Annotated in this window: 17 protein-coding genes and 1 other annotated feature; of the genes, 6 read left to right on the forward strand and 11 right to left on the reverse strand. The window is 45.6% G+C overall.

The genetic code is table 11. The features are described from left to right. Window positions 1-390 precede the first annotated feature (390 nt). Genes aroF through aroA form a run of 3 tightly spaced genes read left to right on the forward strand, consistent with a single transcriptional unit; the run spans window position 391 to window position 3,792 of the window. Window positions 391-1,410 (forward strand): 3-deoxy-7-phosphoheptulonate synthase, encoded by a 1,020-nt coding sequence (gene aroF / locus BQ9856_RS11375; RefSeq protein ID WP_077611136.1) that lies wholly within the window; start codon window positions 391-393, stop codon window positions 1,408-1,410. Continuing rightward, window positions 1,403-2,500 (forward strand): prephenate dehydrogenase, encoded by a 1,098-nt coding sequence (locus tag BQ9856_RS11380; protein WP_077611137.1) that lies wholly within the window; start codon window positions 1,403-1,405, stop codon window positions 2,498-2,500. Before aroF ends, BQ9856_RS11380 begins: the two co-directional genes overlap by 8 nt. A gap of 14 nt (window positions 2,501-2,514) precedes the next feature. Then, window positions 2,515-3,792, forward strand: a complete 1,278-nt coding sequence (aroA, locus tag BQ9856_RS11385; RefSeq protein ID WP_077611138.1) for a 3-phosphoshikimate 1-carboxyvinyltransferase — start codon at window positions 2,515-2,517, stop codon at window positions 3,790-3,792. A gap of 101 nt (window positions 3,793-3,893) precedes the next feature. Here the strand turns inward: aroA and BQ9856_RS11390 are convergent, their stop codons facing one another. Then, complete coding sequence (locus BQ9856_RS11390) at window positions 3,894-4,406, reverse strand: cysteine hydrolase family protein (protein ID WP_077611139.1); 513 nt, start codon at window positions 4,404-4,406, stop codon at window positions 3,894-3,896. A 168-nt stretch (window positions 4,407-4,574) separates the two neighbouring features. Continuing rightward, window positions 4,575-4,819: a binding site (T-box leader), on the forward strand. Between the two features lie 93 nt (window positions 4,820-4,912). Here BQ9856_RS11390 and BQ9856_RS11395 point away from each other — a divergent pair. From BQ9856_RS11395 to BQ9856_RS11405, 3 genes are read left to right on the forward strand one after another with little or no spacing between them, the layout of a single operon-like run. Further along, the gene (locus BQ9856_RS11395; RefSeq protein WP_077611140.1) at window positions 4,913-5,995 is read left to right on the forward strand and encodes an ABC transporter substrate-binding protein; all 1,083 of its coding nucleotides are present in this window, start codon (window positions 4,913-4,915) and stop codon (window positions 5,993-5,995) included. A gap of 36 nt (window positions 5,996-6,031) precedes the next feature. Beyond that, window positions 6,032-6,916 (forward strand): ABC transporter permease subunit, encoded by an 885-nt coding sequence (locus tag BQ9856_RS11400; protein WP_077611141.1) that lies wholly within the window; start codon window positions 6,032-6,034, stop codon window positions 6,914-6,916. Beyond that, window positions 6,909-7,682 (forward strand): ABC transporter ATP-binding protein, encoded by a 774-nt coding sequence (locus BQ9856_RS11405; protein ID WP_077611142.1) that lies wholly within the window; start codon window positions 6,909-6,911, stop codon window positions 7,680-7,682. Before BQ9856_RS11400 ends, BQ9856_RS11405 begins: the two co-directional genes overlap by 8 nt. Window positions 7,683-7,768: 86 nt before the next feature. Here BQ9856_RS11405 and BQ9856_RS11410 read toward each other — a convergent pair whose 3' ends face one another. The 10 genes from BQ9856_RS11410 to BQ9856_RS11450 form a co-directional block, all read right to left on the reverse strand. Continuing rightward, window positions 7,769-9,712, reverse strand: coding sequence for a glycoside hydrolase family 127 protein (locus BQ9856_RS11410; protein WP_077611143.1), 1,944 nt, complete (start codon window positions 9,710-9,712; stop codon window positions 7,769-7,771). 58 nt (window positions 9,713-9,770) lie between these two features. After that, on the reverse strand, window positions 9,771-10,802 hold the full coding sequence (locus tag BQ9856_RS11415) for a LacI family DNA-binding transcriptional regulator (RefSeq protein WP_159441983.1): 1,032 nt from the start codon (window positions 10,800-10,802) through the stop codon (window positions 9,771-9,773). A gap of 101 nt (window positions 10,803-10,903) precedes the next feature. Further along, entirely contained in the window at window positions 10,904-11,755 is an 852-nt protein-coding gene (locus BQ9856_RS11420) for a carbohydrate ABC transporter permease (protein WP_077611145.1), read from the reverse strand. Window positions 11,756-11,767: 12 nt separating this feature from the next. Next, entirely contained in the window at window positions 11,768-12,691 is a 924-nt protein-coding gene (locus tag BQ9856_RS11425; RefSeq protein ID WP_077611146.1) for a carbohydrate ABC transporter permease, read from the reverse strand. Between the two features lie 62 nt (window positions 12,692-12,753). Then, window positions 12,754-14,070, reverse strand: coding sequence for an ABC transporter substrate-binding protein (locus BQ9856_RS11430; protein WP_077611147.1), 1,317 nt, complete (start codon window positions 14,068-14,070; stop codon window positions 12,754-12,756). Window positions 14,071-14,338: 268 nt separating this feature from the next. Continuing rightward, entirely contained in the window at window positions 14,339-14,509 is a 171-nt protein-coding gene (locus BQ9856_RS24545; protein ID WP_159441984.1) for a hypothetical protein, read from the reverse strand. 3 nt (window positions 14,510-14,512) lie between these two features. After that, the gene (locus BQ9856_RS11435) at window positions 14,513-15,538 is read right to left on the reverse strand and encodes a sugar kinase (RefSeq protein ID WP_077611148.1); all 1,026 of its coding nucleotides are present in this window, start codon (window positions 15,536-15,538) and stop codon (window positions 14,513-14,515) included. 121 nt (window positions 15,539-15,659) lie between these two features. After that, the gene (locus BQ9856_RS11440) at window positions 15,660-16,691 is read right to left on the reverse strand and encodes a sugar kinase (protein ID WP_077611149.1); all 1,032 of its coding nucleotides are present in this window, start codon (window positions 16,689-16,691) and stop codon (window positions 15,660-15,662) included. A gap of 37 nt (window positions 16,692-16,728) precedes the next feature. Beyond that, complete coding sequence (locus tag BQ9856_RS11445) at window positions 16,729-17,379, reverse strand: bifunctional 2-keto-4-hydroxyglutarate aldolase/2-keto-3-deoxy-6-phosphogluconate aldolase (protein WP_077611150.1); 651 nt, start codon at window positions 17,377-17,379, stop codon at window positions 16,729-16,731. A 110-nt stretch (window positions 17,380-17,489) separates the two neighbouring features. Beyond that, a complete protein-coding gene (locus BQ9856_RS11450; RefSeq protein WP_077611151.1) occupies window positions 17,490-18,251 on the reverse strand; it encodes an IclR family transcriptional regulator in 762 nt (253 codons plus the stop codon). Window positions 18,252-18,347 lie beyond the last annotated feature (96 nt).

An 18,347-nucleotide genomic window follows, 5' to 3' on the forward strand; every position in this document is an offset into this window, starting at 1 on the left:
CGCTTAAAAACAACAGAAGCAATACAAACATGATGCCGTAAGATGCGAAGATGTACAAGCTGCAGGCGTAAGCACATGCAATGTGCGGAAGTACCTCGCAGCAGATTACGGCCTTTTCCCATACCATGATGCTCCCGGCAGCGACTCGCTGCCCGGCCGGATGCTATAATCTTTCCGGAAAATACTATTGCTTCTGCTGTTCTGCTAATCATTCTATCACAATGCTTTAAAATATTCCACTGTTTTGCTTTTCAAAAAAGTGACTTAGATCCCTTCTAAATGATATTTTACGTTAAAGTGTCAAAGTTTAACGTGCAAAAGCGTTGACAAGTCATACACAATCTATTACAATGGGGATTAAATATTTTGAAAAAGTGAGGGAAAGAAAACATGATCATCATTATGAAACCTGACGCTTCCGAGGAAGCTGTCGGAAAAGTCAGACACCTGATCGAATCAAACGGCCTTCAGGCTCATTTATCCAGAGGAACAGAGGTGACCATTGTCGGCGTCGTAGGTGACAAAACAAAACTGGAGGTCGTGAACATGGAGCTGTTGGAGGGCGTTGATAAAATCGTTGCCGTTACTGAGACTTATAAACTGGTTAACAAAAAATTCCATCCGGAGGACACGGTCATAACCATCGGAAATACAAAAATCGGTCCCGGGCATCTAACCATAATGGCGGGTCCGTGTGCCATTGAAAACCACGATATGGTCATAGAAACTGCTTTTGCCGTTAAAAAAGCCGGTGCCCGGTTCCTGAGGGGCGGCGCTTACAAGCCAAGAACCTCCCCATATGCATTCCAGGGCCTGGAGGAAGAAGGCTTAAAATTCATGAAGGAGGCCAGAGAAGCCACGGGCCTTAACATTGTCTGTGAAATCACAAGTCTGCGCGCTCTTGAAACAGCCGTAAAATATGTGGACATGATCCAGATCGGCGCACGGAATATGCAGAATTTCGAGCTTTTGAAGGAAGCCGGAAAGGCAGGCATTCCGGTTCTGCTAAAGAGAGGCCTTTCCGCCACCATCGATGAATGGCTGAACGCAGCAGAATACATCGCCTCCGAAGGCAATCCGAATATCGTTCTCTGCGAACGCGGCATCCGTACATACGAAACGGCTACCAGAAACACCCTGGACATCAGTGCGGTGCCGGTGATCCGAGCCAAGAGTCATCTGCCGATCATCATTGATCCAAGCCATGCCACCGGAGTAAGAGCTTATATTGAACCCATTTCCAAGGCTGCCATAGCTGTCGGCGCCGACGGACTGATCGTTGAAGTCCACCCCTGCCCCTCTTCTGCCTTATCCGACGGTCCTCAGTCCCTGACCTTTGAGCAATTTGATAACCTGATCGAAGAATTAAAGCCTTACGCCAGACTTGCGGGGAGGGTCCTTCATGAGTGATGCCATAATTGCCTTTATCGGGCTTGGTCTCATTGGCGGTTCCATAGCCAGAGGGATCAAGCGTGAAGAACCGGATACAAAAATCATGGCCTATATGCGGACCCGTTCCAGGCTTTTACAGGCAAAAGAAGAGGGGATCGTGGATGTGGTCTTAGAAGGAATCGGGGAAGAACTCCGGGAATGCGATCTCATTTTTCTGTGTACTCCTGTGGAATACAATGCAAAATATTTATCCGGGATCCGGCCATTTTTAAAGCTTGGAGCCATCGTTACCGACGTAGGCAGTACCAAGACGGATATTCACGAAGAGGTGATCCGCCTTGACATGGAAAGCTGGTTTGTTGGAGGGCATCCGATGGCCGGTTCCGAAAAGACCGGATACGGAAACTCTACCGACCATTTGCTGGAAAACGCCTATTATATCATTACTCCTACCGCGCATTCCACGGAGGACCAGGTAAACCGGCTGGTCCGGATCTCCCGGATGATCGGCTCTATTCCCATTGTCCTGGATTATCATGAGCATGACTTTGTGACCGCGGCAATCAGCCATCTGCCCCATATCGTGGCTTCCAGCCTTGTGAACCTGGTAAAGGATTCCGATAATGAGCAGGGGCTCATGAAGCGGCTGGCTGCCGGAGGCTTTAAGGACATCACAAGAATTGCCTCCTCCTCACCGGAAATGTGGGAACAGATCTGCATGACAAACAGCCAGAACCTCTCCGTGATCCTGGACCGCTATATTGCTTCCCTAAGCCAGATCCAAGCCGGGTTAAAGGCAAAAGACAGCCAATATATCTACCAGCTTTTTGAGACTTCCAGAGACTACCGCAGCACCTTTTCGGAAAAAACGCCGGGTCCTATTGCACCGGATTATTCCTTTACGGTGGACATGGCCGACAAAGTCGGTGCTATCTCCACTTTATCCGTCATTCTGGCCGCAAAGGGGATCAGCATCAAGAACATCGGCATCAACCACAACCGGGAGCACGGAGAAGGGACTTTAAGAATCGCATTCTATGACAGGGAAGCCATGGACAATGCGTGGAAACAGCTGGAACGGTATCATTATGACTTAATTTCGAATTAAAGAGAGGAATTCCTATGAAATTCACAAAAGCCTCCCCACTAAGGGGAGAAATAACCATACCAGGCGACAAGTCCATATCCCACCGCAGCGTGATGTTCGGTTCCATTGCAAAGGGAACCACGGAGATCAGCCATTTTCTCCAGGGGGCCGACTGTCTTTCCACTATTTCCTGCTTTCAAAAAATGGGAATTCAGATTGAAAACAATGGAAACACCGTAGTTGTCCACGGCAATGGACTCCGTGGCTTAAAAAAGCCGGAAACAATCCTTGACTGCGGCAACAGCGGAACAACCACCCGCCTGATTTCCGGAATCCTGGCCGCCCAGGATTTTGACGTAACCCTGACCGGAGACGAATCCATTCGGAAACGTCCGATGAAGCGCATTATGGAACCGTTATCCATGATGGGTGCCGACTTGAAAAGCATCAATGAAAATGGCTGTGCCCCCCTCGCCATAACCGGCAAAAAGCTCCATGGCATCCATTATACCAGCCAGGTAGCCTCCGCCCAGGTGAAGTCCGGGATTCTCCTTGCCGGATTGTACGCAGAGGGTGAAACAAAAGTGACGGAACCTTATGTATCCAGAAACCATTCCGAAATCATGTTAAAATATTTTGGAGCAAATGTAAAAACAGAAGGGACCACTGCCTGCATCACTCCTGCCGAAGAACTCTACGGAAATAAAATCACGGTTCCCGGAGATATCTCATCTGCTGCCTTCTTCATCGCGGCAGGCCTGATGATCCCGGGTTCCGAAATATTAATAAAAAACGTCGGCATCAACCCTACCCGGGATGGCATCCTTCATGTATGCCGGGATATGGGAGCCGATATCACCCTTCTGGGGGAAAATACGGATTCCGGAGAACCTACTGCTGATATCCTGGTAAAATCCGGTTCTCTTCACGGCACCGTCATCGAAGGAGCCATCATTCCCACTCTGATTGACGAGCTTCCTGTTATAGCCGCCATGGCCTGCCTTGCGGAAGGGGAAACAATCATTAAAGATGCTGCGGAGTTAAAGGTAAAAGAATCCAACCGCATTGAAGTCATGGTACACAATCTATCCGCCATGGGAGCCGATATCAGGTCAACAGAGGATGGCATGATCATCCGGGGTGGAAATCCCCTTCACGGAGCTGTCATTGACAGCAGACTGGATCACCGGATTGCCATGACCTTTGCGGTAACCGGGCTGTGTGCCGAAGGAGAGACCGAGATTTTAGGTGCAGAATGCGTGAATATCTCCTATCCTGGCTTTTTTAAGGATCTGGAAGAGCTGTATAAATAAAATTGCACAGCTTGAAGCTGTCGTTTATAAAAAAGAAAATGCCGGGTGAAAGTTTTTTTCATCCTGGCATTTTTGCCTTTACGAATATATGGTGAAGTCTGTCAGGCCACCTCAATCTGACACATCTTCATGGCATTTAACGCATTCTCATGGCTTTCCGGTGTAAAACCGGCACAGCAGGAGGAATCCACCAGAACCGGAGTCTCCGGAAGAAAAGCCTTGATCAGCATGGCGTTGGTAATCACACAGATATCCGTACACAAACCAACCAGTTCAACGGATTCATATTCTCTTTCCGTCACGTATTCTCCGATCATGGAACTTCCAAAGTTACTCATATCAAACCGCCTTCCCTGAAACTCCTTTAAAGAATCGTCAAGTTCCCAACCAACAGTTCCCCGAATACAGTGAATCACCGGAAGCTTTTTCCCTTCCTGGGTATCCAGATAATTCTTCTCATGGGTGTCCAGCGTAAAGATGACCTCGTCTCCTGCTGCCTGATATTCTTCTATTTTCTTTTTTACATTAGGGACGATCGCCACTGCCTCCCTGGTTCCCAGAGGCCCATTAATAAAATCCTTTTGCATATCTACTACAATCAATAACTTTTTCATGGCCAAACCTCCAATACAGATATGCTCATAGTTTATCACAATTTGGCTACAATAAAAAGAGATTTTGACGATTTTTGAAACATCCGGTAACCAACAATTTCCTTTCAAAAGTTTTTCATTTTATTATTGACAAATTCACTTTAACGCATTAAGATATTGATTAAATAAATCAAACCGTTGAAAAAGAGGAGTAAGCTTTCCTGGCAATATTTCAGAGAGCCGCCGTTGGTGCGAGTGCGGTATGGAGCTGACAGCTGAATGGACTTTTGAGGGCGGCCCTGAACCATTGTTTCAGTAGGGGCTGACGGAAACCACAACCGTTATTTTCCGTGGCATATATGTTAGTATATGAAAAGTGGGCTTTTACAAAGTCAATTTGAGTGGCACCGCGGATTGTATGATTCGTCTCAAGTACGTTTTTTTTGCGTACCTGGGACCTTTTTTATTTTCAGATAATATCCGCCCACCCCTTTGTCATATCAACGGAAATCAATTAAGGAGGAAACATGATGAAAAAATCAATCAAAACCCTGTTATTCGCAGCTTTTGCAGCTGCCGCACTCTCCGGCTGTTCTTCCAAGACAGCTCCGGAAAAGACTGTTGAAAATCCCGGCTCCCAGGCTTCTTCTGATGCAGAAACCGGAAATACCGGGGGTAAAACCGGGGAAGACGGTGCATCCTATACCATCGGCATCGGACAGTTCGCAGAGCACGGTTCCCTTGACAACTGCCGGGAAGGCTTTCTGCAGGGACTTGCAGAAGAAGGGATCGAGGAAGGAAAGAATTTAACGGTTATGTACGAAAACGCTCAGGCCGACGGAGGCACTGCAAGCCAGATCATCAATAACTTTCTTTCCAAAAAGGCGGATTTGATCTGCGCCATCGCGACCCCCATGGCCCAGGCCGCTTACAGCGGTGCCAAAAAGGCTGACGTTCCCGTCATTTATACAGCCGTCACCGATCCGGCAGCTGCGGCACTGGCAAAGGAAGACGGAACTCCTGTAGGAGAAGTGACCGGAACCAGCGATAAGCTTCCGGTGGAAAAGCAGCTGGAAATGATCCGGAAAATCCTTCCTGAAGCAAAGACCATCGGGATCCTTTACAGCACCAGTGAAGTAAACTCGGAAACAGCCATCAAAGAATACAAGGCAGCGGCTTCCGCTTATGGTTTTGAAATCGTAGAAGGTCCTGTTGCAGCCACGGCTGACATTCCGCTTGCCGCTGACAACATTCTTGAAAAAGTTGACTGTTTAAACAATTTAACAGATAATACCGTTGTCAGCTCTCTCCCGCTGATTTTAGACAAAGCCGGCAAGAAAAACATCCCTGTATTCGGAAGCGAAGTGGAACAGGTAAAAATCGGCTGTCTGGCTTCCATGGGTCTTGATTATGTGGATTTAGGAAAGCAGACCGGAAAAATAGCCGCAAGGGTATTAAAAGGTGAAAGCAAGGCCAGCGAAATCAACTTTGAAGTAATCAAAGAAGCTGCTTTCTACGGCAATTCCAAAGTTGCGGAAAACTTGGGGATCACTTTGCCATCGGAACTGACCGATTCCGCTGCTGAGATTTTTACGGACATTAAACAGTAATATTTAAAACAAGGAACATATTGGAGGAAGTTAATCATGTCAATCATACTTGGCGTTTTGGAAGAAGGCCTGGTCTATGCCATTATGGCACTGGGCGTATACATCACCTATAAGATTCTGGATTTTCCGGATCTGTCCGTGGATGGAACCTTTCCCCTGGGGGGCGCAATCACCGTAACCCTGATTCTGGCCGGGATCAACCCGTTGGCAACGCTTTTTATCGCTTTTGCCGTCGGTGCGCTGGCGGGATGTATCACCGGTTTCATCCATGTAAAATTAAAGGTAAGGGATCTTCTGTCAGGTATCATTGTCATGACTGCCCTCTATTCGGTAAATTTAAGAGTAGCCGGTAAATCCAATGTTCCGTTTTTCAGTAACGATTCCATTTTTGAAAACCGCTTTATAAACAGTATCTTTCCGGCAGGGCTTGCGGATATCAGCGTCGTTGTCATTCTGGCAATAATCGTTCTGGCCGTAAAGCTTTTGCTGGACCAGTATTTAAAAACCCGCTCCGGCTATTTATTACGGGCTGTGGGAGACAATGAAACACTTGTCACCTCCCTTGCCAGGGACAAAGGCATGGTTAAAATCATCGGCCTTGCAATTGCAAACGGCCTGGCTGCTCTGGCAGGCTCTGTGTACTGCCAGCAGAAGGGATTTTTTGAAATCAGCATGGGCACCGGCACCATTGTCATCGGTCTGGCCAATGTAATCATCGGTACAAAACTGTTTCAAAGGGCAGGATTTGTGAAATCCACCACAGCAGTCATTATCGGTTCCATCATATACAAGGCCTGTGTGTCTCTTGCCATCTACTTCGGAATGGAGGCATCGGATTTAAAGCTGATCACATCAGTACTGTTCTTAGGCATTCTGGTGCTCAGCAACGGCAGGGAAAAGAAGGTGAAAAATCATGCTTGAACTTCAAAACATCAATAAATATTACAATCAGGGAACGGTCAATGAGATGTGCCTGTTCCGGGATTTCAACCTTACCGTGGGGGACCGGCAATTTGTCTCCGTGGTGGGAAGCAACGGCTCCGGAAAGACTTCTCTGCTCAACATCATCTGCGGAAGCATTCCTTTGGACAGCGGTTCCATCCGCATTGGCGGCATTGACATCACCGGCATGCCGGAATACAAGCGCCAGCGCCGTATCGGCAGAGTCTATCAGAATCCGGCCATGGGGACCTGTCCCAATATGACAATCCTTGAAAATATGGCTCTGGCAGATACCAAGGGAAAACCGTTCAACCTCCTTCCCGGAACCAATAAGCAGCGGATCCAGCATTATAGAGAACAGCTTAAGTCCCTGGGCCTCGGCTTAGAGGATAAGCTGCATGTAAAGGTCGGAGTCCTGTCCGGCGGCCAGAGACAGGCCATGGCTCTTTTAATGTCCACCATGACTCCCATTGAGTTCCTGATCTTAGATGAACATACCGCTGCCCTGGATCCAAAGACCGCTGAGATCATTATGGAGCTGACGGACAAGATCGTGAAAGAAAAAAATTTAACTACCATAATGGTGACACATAACCTTCGCTATGCGGTGGAGTACGGAAACCGCCTGCTGATGATGCATCAGGGAACTGCGATCATCGATACGGCAGGAGAAGAAAAATCCAATTTAGATGTAGATCATATTTTGGAGAAGTTTAATGAGATCAGCATTGAATGCGGAAATTAGCGGATTATTTTCACAAAAAGAAGGTCTGGCCAGATATTTCTTGCCGGACCTTCTTTTTCTATGTTGCATATTTCAATTTACCATTTTCATTTTTCACGCATCCAGACAAGCATTTCACCCTTGCCCCGGTTATTCCAGCAGCAATAGGGAATTGCTTTAAATGTGTCATTAATATAGGAAGGACTTTCATTTTCATAGAGAGATTCACTTACCCTTGAGTAATCGATACGCATACCTTCCAGCTCGGCACACAGAGTCCCGCCCAGTAACGATTCATCAAATACTTCTTTGGGCTGCACCGAACTGTCAATTACATCGGCTGCCAGATACTTGCCGTTATCAGCTTCCTCCAGACAATATACCATAGGCCCTTTCATCAGACAGATCTTCCCGATGTTGTCTCGTACCCTGGGATTGCATCTTACAAAGCGGAAAGGAACATCAAACACTGCAGTTACCTTATCTCCTGCCTTCCACTTACGCGTCAGATAAATGTATCCTTTTTCCATGCATATGGCTTCCTTTACCCCGTTTATGCTTAACTCTGCTCCGGGGGAATAGGAAGGCTTCCGGATCGCTACGGTAAACTCCCTTCCGTCTTCCTCCGGGGTGACTTCAAATGTTACATCGCCTTTTACGGGATAATCCGAACTCAGATCAAGCCGCACGCGGCCGGAAGATAAGTCCGTTTCAATCCTGCTGCTGATAAACAAATTCACATAAACCGTATTCTGATCCGCGGCATACAAATAATTGCCCAGGGAAGCAAGGGTTCTTGCAATATTAGGCGGGCAGCAGGCGACACCGAACCAAAGCTGTCTTGCCGTTTTTACATGGCGCAAAGTCGGATTTTTCTCTGCGATCTCAGGTACCACCTCTAAGGGATTCACATAGAAGAAATGCTTTCCATCCAGGGCAATTCCCGCCAAAAGCGTGTTGTACAATGCTTTTTCCACGATGTCCGTATATTTTCCGTCCTTTGTCAGCCGGAACATCCGGTTGGAAAACATTGCAAGCCCCACTGTGGCACAGGATTCGGAATAATTGGAATTGTTCGGCAGATCATAATCCGTCGTAAACCTTTCTCCATAAGATGCGGAACCGATGCTTCCGGTTACATACATCCTTTTTTCCACAATGTTATTCCATATGGTTTCACACTGCCTGAGCAATTCTTTGTCCTGATATTCATAAGCCAGGTCAGCCATTGCACTGTATAAGTAAACCGCCCGTACCGCATGCCCTTCTGCTGTTTTCTGTTCCTTCAAAGGCATGTGGGACTGATTATAATCCAGATCAAAATCCTTAAATTCCGGGAAAATGAAATCCTGGTTTTTTATACAGTCTTCGCCTAAAAAATAACAGGGTCTTTCCCCTCTGGTCCGCACAAAAAAATCAGCCAGCTCCAGATATTTTGTAACTTTTGTGACCCGGTAGAGCTTCACCAGTGCCAGTTCCACTTCCGGATGACCCGGATAACCATGGATTTTCCCCTCTTCCTTTCCAAACACCTGACACATATAATCGGCAAACCTGCATACTACATCCAGAAATTTCTTCTTCCCGGTTGCTTCATAATATGCCACTGCTGCTTCGATCATATGTCCTGCGGTGTAAAGCTCGTGTCCCTCAAATAAATCAGACCACCTGGGTTTTCCTGTAATAGTATAATACGTATTCAAATATCCGTCTTCACACTGGGCTCTGGCAATTAAGTCAATTGCGCTGTCTGCGGCTGCTTCCAGCTTCGGATTCTTCTTTTTAGCAAGGGAATAGGCAGTTGCTTCCAGCCATTTCGCAACATCCGTATCCTGAAATACCATGCCCTTATGCTCTCCCTTTTCATCGCCGCAGGCAATGCGGAAATTTCTGATGCAATAACTCTTTTCAGCCCCTTCTACATGATCATTGATCAATTCCCATTGAAAAGGCAAAATGACTTGATCCACCAAATCAATATATCTGTTCCAGAATGGATCATTCATTGTAATGTTTTTTAATTCCACAGTTGTCAATTTATTAGCATCCATATCGTTTCCTCACCAGCTTTTCATTTTTATAGTCAAGCGGATATTCGCAATCCGCAGTTCAGTTCAGCTTCTTTACCGACTCTCCTTCTATCAGGGCACAGGGAAGGGTAATATTTACATCTCCTACGCTGGTTCCATGGATGCTCTCAAGCAGCAGTTCCATGGAACGGTATCCCATTTCCTGAAGGGGCCTCTCCACCGTCGTAATTCTCGGCGTTACATACTGGACAATATCCGCATTGTCAAATCCTGTTACCGAAATATCGTCCGGGATCTTAAGTCCAAGTTCTCTCGCAGCATCATAGACACCGACTGCCATATCATCGTTCATTGCCACAATGGCAGTGGGAAAGTCATTTCTGTTAAGGAGCCTTCCGGCCGCTTCCTTTCCCTCCCGGTACTTCCAGTTTCCGCATGCGATATTCTCCGGCTTCAATTCTATCCCCGCCTCGTCAAGGGCTCTCTTAAACCCTTTATACCGGAGCGATGCAGGCTCTGATTCCTTAAGCCCGTTAATCACGCCAAACTCTTTATGCCCATTGCTTATCAGCATCTGTGTCATCTGATAAACCGTTTTCTCGTTACTGTAACGCACGGATGACCCTTCCCCGTCCGTATAGCAATAACAGTATACCACCGGTTTCTTTATATCATGAAGCACATGGCTTATTTTACGGTCATGCATACCGACATAAATAATGCCATCCACCTGCATCCCAATTAAAACATCCACCGCTTTATCGATATCCTCCTGATAATTGGAAATATGTTCAAACTGGGACTCTATCTTGCTGAGAAGCCTTAAATTATTTAAAATGGTATTGTACCCTCTTGCTTCTGCAATTTCATTAATGCCGTCAATAATATGAGCCGTGTGCCAGACCGTAATATCTTCGACAATCACTCCGATCAGAAACGATTCATTTTTCCGAAGGCTCTTTGCCAGGATATTAGACCGGTATCCTGTTTCTTTTATTATCTTTTCTACCCGTTTCCTTGTCTCTTCACTTACCTGAGCCGTATTATTGAGCACATATGACACCGTGGCTACCGATACGCCGGCCATAGAAGCAATTTCTTTTAATGTCATGGTATGGTATACTCCCTCTTCTTTCATCTTCTTTTGCCCTTTAAGCCATCACCTTGTGACGGGATTTTTGCCGGTCAGCAGCCCCAAAAATAAATTTCAGCCTATCCTTTCAAACCGGAAGTTTTGATACCCTCCACCAGAAATCTTGAACCAAACAGATAAAGAAGCATGGGAGGTAAAATCATAAGGCTGGACGCTGCCATAATCGATGGCCAGTTAATAACAAATGCATTACCAGAAGTATACATAAATGTGGTCATCAATGCAATGGTCAGTGTTCTCCATTTATCACTGTTAATATAAAATACAGGCTGGGTCAGTTCATTCCACCAGAAAACGCTGGACAGCACACCAATTGTCGTAAAAGTGGATTTTGATAAAGGCAGCAGCACTTTAAAAAATACTCCAAGTCTCGTACAGCCGTCTATGGTCGCCGCCTCATCCAGTTCCCTTGGTATGGATCTGAAAAACTGCCGGAAAAGAAAAACATTATACGGATAGGCAAAAAATGCCGGAACAATCATGGGAAGGAGGGAATCGAGCCAGCCGATCTTCCCAAACATAATATACTGCGGAATGATCAGGGCAATATTGGGAATCATCATCGTTCCTACAATTAATGAAAATATTAATTTCTTCCCGGGAAATTCCATTCTTGCAAGGGGGTAAGCTACAAGCGAAGAAGAAATTAAAGTCCCGACCGTCGTCCCGGCCATTAAAAGAACGGTATTTCGTACATATAAATAGTAATTTGAATGAAAAAAGATATATTTAAAGTTTTCCAGGGTTGCAGTCTCAGGGATCAGATCCGAGGAGGTTGTAAACTCCGTTAAATTTTTAAAAGATCCTGAAAATACCCATATAATTGGAGAAAACATGATAACAGCAACAAGGATCTTTAAAATGAAAATAAGAATCCTGCCCGCTTTTTTCTTTGTTTTTGCTGAATTCATGGTCACTCCTCCTTAATTCTCATAATAAACCAGTTTTTTTGATACCGCAAATATACCGATACCGAAGCAGCAGGCGATCAAAAACAGAACCACTGACAGGGCGCAGGCATATCCTACCTTCATATTACTGAAGGCTTCCTTATAGATCAAAAGGCTCAGGACCTGAGTCATCCCATTGGGATCCCCGCTTTCCCCGGTCAAAGGGTACAGCAATGCAAAAGAACCGTTTAATGCACTGATGCAGCCCATTACCGCATTAAATAGTACTATAGGCGAGATCATCGGAAGTGTCACGCCGAAAAACTTCCGGAGCGGACTTGCTCCGTCAATATCACACGCTTCATAGAGTTCCCGGGGAACATCATTTAAGCCGGACCGGAAGATGAGCATCATCTGTCCGGTGTTATAAGTGAATAAGGTAATAAAAAACACGGCAATGTAAATGGTATGGCTGTCATAGAGCCAGTTCACCATAACGTTTTTTGCGGTTAATTGTGACAGGATCGCATTTAAAAGTCCTGCCTCCTTTCCGAATATGGTACGGAACGTATATGCCAGTGCAACCGTCGGAATTACGGAAGGAAGAAAATAACAGAACTGAAAAATGCCGTTCAGCCTCTGCCTGTAATTTAACAGCATTGCCAGAATCACTGCCCAGACCGTAGTGATTATCATCATAACAACCGTAAAAAACAGGGTCACTTTTATGGAATTTAAAAATGTTCCGCTTTGAAACATATTCACATAATTCGCTAATCCTATGAAGTTTGAAATACCATTCAGTTTCCTGTTTGTCAAACTGACTGCAAACATAAAGACGATCGGAAATAAGGTAAAGCATATGAATCCTATAAACCACGGAGCGCAAAAAGCATATGCTGTCAGATGATTCATAAGCTTTTTCTTCTTGACCGGCTTTCTTTTCTTATTTTCCATAACATTCACGTTCCTTTCGCTTAAGACACAAATAGTCTATCTTCGTATCCCCTTATTCAAGCTTAATAGCCAATTGTCTCCTTTGCATACTGGGAAGCATTCTTAACTGCATCTTCCGGAGTTTTCTGCCCCAATACCGCAGCATTGAATTCACTGACAGCATTGTTCGTCACGCCGGAGGGTAAGCATGTATATCCAAATACGCCGGCTTTTAAGGAATCTGTCATGGCATCCCAGTTTTCAATCGTGGTAACACCTTCGACCTTCCAGGCCCCTTTTTCCGCTATGGATTTGATCGCGGAAGGATTGCCGCTTGCTTTTGAGTTAATGGCCTGCCCTTCTTCGCTCATAAGATATTCAATAACCTTAAAAGCTGAATCCTGATTCTTGCTCTTTGCATTAATGCTGTAAAAACCGGTATGCAGCGTGTTATATTTCAGTTTTTCGGCAGGGATCGAGGCAATATCCCAGTTAAAGGCGAGTCCGCTGCCATAAGTTCCGATATTCCAGCTTCCCTGCCAGCTCATAGCCGCTTTGCCCGCTGCAAAAAGATCTGCCGTATCCGAAGAGGGTTCCGGCATTATCCCATTTTTAACCATTTGAGCCACGTCCGAAACAAAAGAAACCGCACCGTCACCGATCACCATCTGTCCCTTGGACGGATCAAAAACCTGATCACCCGCACCGCCGATGCCCGCCCACCAGGTCTGGGTATTGGGCAGAGTACTGCCATAAACCTCAGTCTTACCATCAGCCGCCTTTTTGGTGAGTTTTTCGGCAGCCGCTTTATAATCCGCATAGGACCAGTCATTGGTCGGATAGTCAAGCCCTGCCGCATCAAACATATCCTGATTGTAATACAACAGCTCCGTAGCCGCACACCATGGCAAACCATAGGTACCGCCTAAACCTTCGGACAGTTTCGCTACCGCATCGATAAAATCATTCGTTTTAATCGTGGACTTGGCCAGGTAGTCATCTAACGGAATAATGCCCCCTACCTGGGCAAAATTGGCAATATCATTTTCCCAGATAACATAAATATCTACGGAATCGTCTCCGGTAGAAACCATCTGGTTTAATTTAGAAGAATAATCGCTTTCCGGTATTACCGTTACTTCCACATCAATGCCCGTCGCTTTTTCGGCCTGGGCATACATATTGAGCGCTTCATCCTTATTCGGCTCATTCCAGACCGCAATCGTTACCTTCTTACCTGTTGCGGCCGAATCCGTCTTGGCACCTTCACTTGCCCTGGACTCCGTGTTCCCAGTCTCAGTTTTGCCCGGTTTTTCCGTTCCCTTGGCTCCGCAGCCGGCTAATGCGCCGCAAATCAGAGCTGTTGACAGAAGCAATGCCATTAATTTCTTTCTTCTCATAATAAACCCTCCAATGAATGATATTGTATTATTTTATTTAATCGTTTAAATTACTTTTTTAAATTTTAGCTGATCGATATAAATATCCGTCAGCTAAATATTTTTCATTTAAACGTTTAAACTAAGTTCAGAAAAAAATATACACCATAATGTACAACTTAAATATATATCTTTTTTATTTATTTGTCAATATTTTAATTTAACATTATTAGCGTATTTTTTTATTGGTTATTTTATATATTTAAAGGTTTAAATTATCAAAGTAACATTACATCTTAAGGATGCCTTTCGCACAGGAACCCCACTGTGCTAATATGCTCAAAAACAGGTTTAAATAGTCAAGCGGATATTCGCAATCCGCTTCGCTGCCTGATTCAGCTAAAATAGAGCAGGATCCCTTCGAATCCTGCTCCAGCAGCCGGCATCGTGCCTTATTCAATCCTTATCTGCTCATCTCACTTTGCGGTCCTTTATCGTTATGCTCTCTTATAACAGTATTGACCTCGCTTAAGTCTGAGGTAGGCAGATCTCCCGGTATCGTATTCTTTAAAGCGGCAGTGGCATTTCCGTACTGTACAGCCTTCATACAGTCCCCTCCGCTGCTTAAAAGGCCGTAGAGCGCACCTGCGATATAAGCATCACCGCTTCCGATCCGGTCTACAACATCAATGTTATGATAAGGCTCTTCCTCATAATATTCCTTTCTGGCAGCATCGTAAATCACAGAACCGAAGGTATGGCTCTTGGGACTGTGCACAATTCTTTGTGTGGAAGCTACAATGGAAATCGGATATTCATCTGTAAAGCTCTTCATCATTTCTTTTGCCGTTCCCTCTTTCTTAAAGGTCAGTCTGGCCGTGTCTTCGGAACAGAAGAATATATCCACATAGGGAAGAATCTGCTCGATGCACTCTCTCGCTTCTTCACCGGTCCAGAGATTGCCGCGGAAGTTCACATCAAAGGAAATAATGGTCCCGTTTTCTTTAAACTTGCGGATCATATCAATGGCTGTCTTCCTTGTATCTTCACACAAAGCCAGTGTGATTCCTGTAGTATGAAAGCAGGTCGTGGCCTTATACATATCTTCCGGGAAAGAGGATTCGTTTATATGAACAAACGAGCTGTTCTTCCTGTCGTAAATGACCTTGGGTTTTCTCGGATATGCCCCGTACTCATAATAATAAAGCCCCAGTCTTGCATTGGAGCTGTGATCGTATACGAAATAGTCATCACTGATTCCGTAAGAACGGACCTTATTCTTCACAAAATTCCCCATATCATGAGCCGGAAGCTGGGTCACCACACCGGTATGAAGCCCTAAAAGAGCAGCGCCTACGGCAACATTCAGTTCTGCACCGCCGACCTGTTTCTGAAAGGAATCCCCCCGGACCAGCCGTTCCACTCCTGCCGGAGACAGACGTAAAAGCAGTTCTCCCAGGCTTAATAAATCAAATGGTCTGTCACTCATTTTGATATTTCCTCCATAACTTTTAAAAAGGGGGTCATTCCGCAATGACCCCCGATGTCTTATCTCTTTCTCTTGTAAATGGCAGGAATGGCTTTCCTGCCCTCAGACAGCCCGGCGAGCGTTATCTCTGAACACGTCCTGAACCGTCACCGCCGGCCAGATTTTCAACATCTTCTCTAGTTACCAGGTTGAAGTCGCCAGGGATGGTGTGCTTTAGTGCAGAAGCAGCGACCGCATATTCTAAAGCTCCCTTGAAATCTTTTTTATCCACCATTCCGCAGATCACGCCGGCTGCAAAGGAATCGCCGCCGCCCACACGGTCAACGATCGGTGTGATGTGATATTTTCTGGAGTGATAGAATTCACGGGACTTTCCATCCATGATACATGCGGACCAGCCGTTATCCGAAGCGGAATGGCTCTCACGTAAGGAGCTGATCACATATTTGAAGCCGAACTTATCGATCATCTGATTGAAGATGTCAACATAGCCCTGTAATTCCAGCTCGCCTGCTGTTACATCGGTATTGCCCGGCTTAAAGCCAAGAACCTTCTCTGCGTCCTCTTCGTTTCCGATGCAGACATCAACGTACTGCATTAAGTTTGTCATAACCTTCTGAGCTTTCTCGGAAGACCATAATTTCTTACGGAAGTTTAAGTCTACGGAAACCGTTACGCCGTGAGCTTTGGCTGCCTTTAAAGCTGCCTCAGTCAGTTCTGCTGCCGCATCGCTGACTGCAGGTGTGATTCCTGTGAAATGAAACCAGTCAGCGCCTTCGAAAATCTCGTCGAAATTGAAATCAGAAGCAGCTGCCGTAGAAATAGAGGAATGTGCTCTGTCATATACAACGGTGGAGGCTCTCATTGCTGAGCCTGTTTCCAGATAATAGATACCAAGCCTTTCCCCGCATCTTGCGATATGCTTCGTCCCTACATTGTATTTTCTTAATGCCGCAACAGCGCACTCACCGATCGGATTCTTCGGAACTGCTGTTACGAATTCAGCGTCATGGCCATAGTTAGCCAGAGAAACCGCTACGTTCGCCTCGCCGCCGCCGTAATTTACATCAAATTCATCTGCCTGAATAAATTTTTCATTGTTCGGGGTAGATAATCTTAACATGATCTCGCCCATAGTTACGATCTTTGCCATTTTGTACTCTCTCCTTAATTCTGCTGTTAATTTTCTATTATTTGCGTGCTGCTGCCACTGCCTCAACGAATTCCTTCGCCTTAGCGGTAATAGCCGCGAAATCGCCTGTCTTAGCGCCCTTTGTTAAGCTGCTGCCGGTACCAACAGCATAAGCGCCTGCCTTGATCCACTTGTCAACATTGTCAACGTCAACGCCGCCGGATGGCATGAATTCACCCTGTGGAAGAGGACCTTTGAAGGAGCTGATCGCTGCAGGTCCCATGATGTTGCCCGGGAAGATCTTAATAACGTCACAGCCGCATTCCAGGGCGGTGACCGCTTCGGTTGGTGTCATAACGCCCGGAAGCATCGGCACCCGGTAGCGGTTGCAAAGCTTGATCGTCTCAACATTTAAGCCTGGGCTTACTACATAGTTGGCACCCGCAAGAATTGCTGCTCTGGCTGTTTCCGGATCAAGAACAGTACCTGCACCAATAACAACATCAGCATTTTTACTATATTTTTCAGACATTTTTGCGATGAATTCAATTGGGTTTCCTTCATCCATAGTCATTGTGATTTCAATGAAATTGATTCCGCCGGCGATGATAGCGTCAACAACTTTTTCGCCCTGCTCCAAGTCTTTTGCACGAACAACAGCAACCAGACAGTCTTCTTTCATCTTTGTTAAAACCTGTTCTTTTTTCATGATTGTTCTTCTCTCCTTCTTTAAATTCGTATATACGAAACAGCTTCATATTTACGATTCTTATACTTGAAATATTAATCGTTTCTAACCATTTTGTCAACAGGTATTCCTTATATTTTTCCAAGAAATCCTAATAACCGGGAAACCTCCATTCCCTTTTCCGATACCTGCTTTCCCAGGGCCTCATAATCTTCCTTAGGCTTATAAAGGCTGGAAATGCTTATGGCTCCGAGCACATTGCCATCCCGGTCGAAAACAGGCGCTCCCACGCACTGCATATGTTCCTCCATCTCCCTGGCATCAAAGGCATAACCGCTTTCCCGCACCTTGTCCAATTCTTTTAAAAGCTGTTCCCTGTCTTTGATTGTCTGCTCGGTGTATTGGGTAAACTGGATCCGGTTGATCATCTGCTCTCTTGTCTCTTCATCGCTGTATGCAAGAATGACTTTTCCCAGTGAGGTACAGTACATGGGATTTTTGGAACCAACGGTGGCTGTTGTAATAATAGGATTCTCCGGTTCGAACTTACATATGTATACAACATGATGATCGGACGGAACTCCAAAAAAGACGGTTTTTCCCACTTCCTTTGAAAATGCCTTCAGCACCGGCTCAATGATCCCGATAAAATCCAGGTTATTGGTGTAATTAACGCCGATGCGGTATGCCATCAGGCCTATGGTATAGTTCTGCTTCTGTCCCCTTGTAACATTCACCATGCCCATCTCCGCAAGGGTCGTCACAATGTCGTAGGCACTGGTCTTCGGGAGGTTCAGCTTTTCACAGAGATCATCTAACGTAGCCCCTTCCGGTGTTTTGGAAATCAATTTTAAAATCTCTACAGTTCTTTGTGCCGTTCTATTCAATTTCATGGTATGGCCTCCATTCCTAGGTCCTAGTATACTCCCCAAAGCCGAAAAAAAGCAAGATTAATTTCGTATATACGAAGTATTTGTAAGTGTTTACAA

Source organism: Clostridium sp. Marseille-P2415, assembly GCF_900155545.1.
In the GTDB taxonomy this organism is placed as follows: domain Bacteria; phylum Bacillota; class Clostridia; order Lachnospirales; family Lachnospiraceae; genus Lacrimispora.

Excerpts from the sequence above, each read along its gene's own strand:
- aroF (WP_077611136.1), top strand. The coding sequence starts at position 391 with ATGATCATCATTATGAAACCTGACGCTTCCGAGGAAGCTGTCGGAAAA.
- BQ9856_RS11380 (WP_077611137.1), top strand. The coding sequence starts at position 1,403 with ATGAGTGATGCCATAATTGCCTTTATCGGGCTTGGTCTCATTGGCGGT.
- aroA (WP_077611138.1), top strand. The coding sequence starts at position 2,515 with ATGAAATTCACAAAAGCCTCCCCACTAAGGGGAGAAATAACCATACCA.
- BQ9856_RS11390 (WP_077611139.1), bottom strand. The coding sequence starts at position 4,406 with ATGAAAAAGTTATTGATTGTAGTAGATATGCAAAAGGATTTTATTAAT.
- BQ9856_RS11395 (WP_077611140.1), top strand. The coding sequence starts at position 4,913 with ATGATGAAAAAATCAATCAAAACCCTGTTATTCGCAGCTTTTGCAGCT.
- BQ9856_RS11400 (WP_077611141.1), top strand. The coding sequence starts at position 6,032 with ATGTCAATCATACTTGGCGTTTTGGAAGAAGGCCTGGTCTATGCCATT.
- BQ9856_RS11405 (WP_077611142.1), top strand. The coding sequence starts at position 6,909 with ATGCTTGAACTTCAAAACATCAATAAATATTACAATCAGGGAACGGTC.
- BQ9856_RS11410 (WP_077611143.1), bottom strand. The coding sequence starts at position 9,712 with ATGGATGCTAATAAATTGACAACTGTGGAATTAAAAAACATTACAATG.
- BQ9856_RS11415 (WP_159441983.1), bottom strand. The coding sequence starts at position 10,802 with ATGACATTAAAAGAAATTGCTTCTATGGCCGGCGTATCGGTAGCCACG.
- BQ9856_RS11420 (WP_077611145.1), bottom strand. The coding sequence starts at position 11,755 with ATGAATTCAGCAAAAACAAAGAAAAAAGCGGGCAGGATTCTTATTTTC.
- BQ9856_RS11425 (WP_077611146.1), bottom strand. The coding sequence starts at position 12,691 with ATGGAAAATAAGAAAAGAAAGCCGGTCAAGAAGAAAAAGCTTATGAAT.
- BQ9856_RS11430 (WP_077611147.1), bottom strand. The coding sequence starts at position 14,070 with ATGAGAAGAAAGAAATTAATGGCATTGCTTCTGTCAACAGCTCTGATT.
- BQ9856_RS11435 (WP_077611148.1), bottom strand. The coding sequence starts at position 15,538 with ATGAGTGACAGACCATTTGATTTATTAAGCCTGGGAGAACTGCTTTTA.
- BQ9856_RS11440 (WP_077611149.1), bottom strand. The coding sequence starts at position 16,691 with ATGGCAAAGATCGTAACTATGGGCGAGATCATGTTAAGATTATCTACC.
- BQ9856_RS11445 (WP_077611150.1), bottom strand. The coding sequence starts at position 17,379 with ATGAAAAAAGAACAGGTTTTAACAAAGATGAAAGAAGACTGTCTGGTT.
- BQ9856_RS11450 (WP_077611151.1), bottom strand. The coding sequence starts at position 18,251 with ATGAAATTGAATAGAACGGCACAAAGAACTGTAGAGATTTTAAAATTG.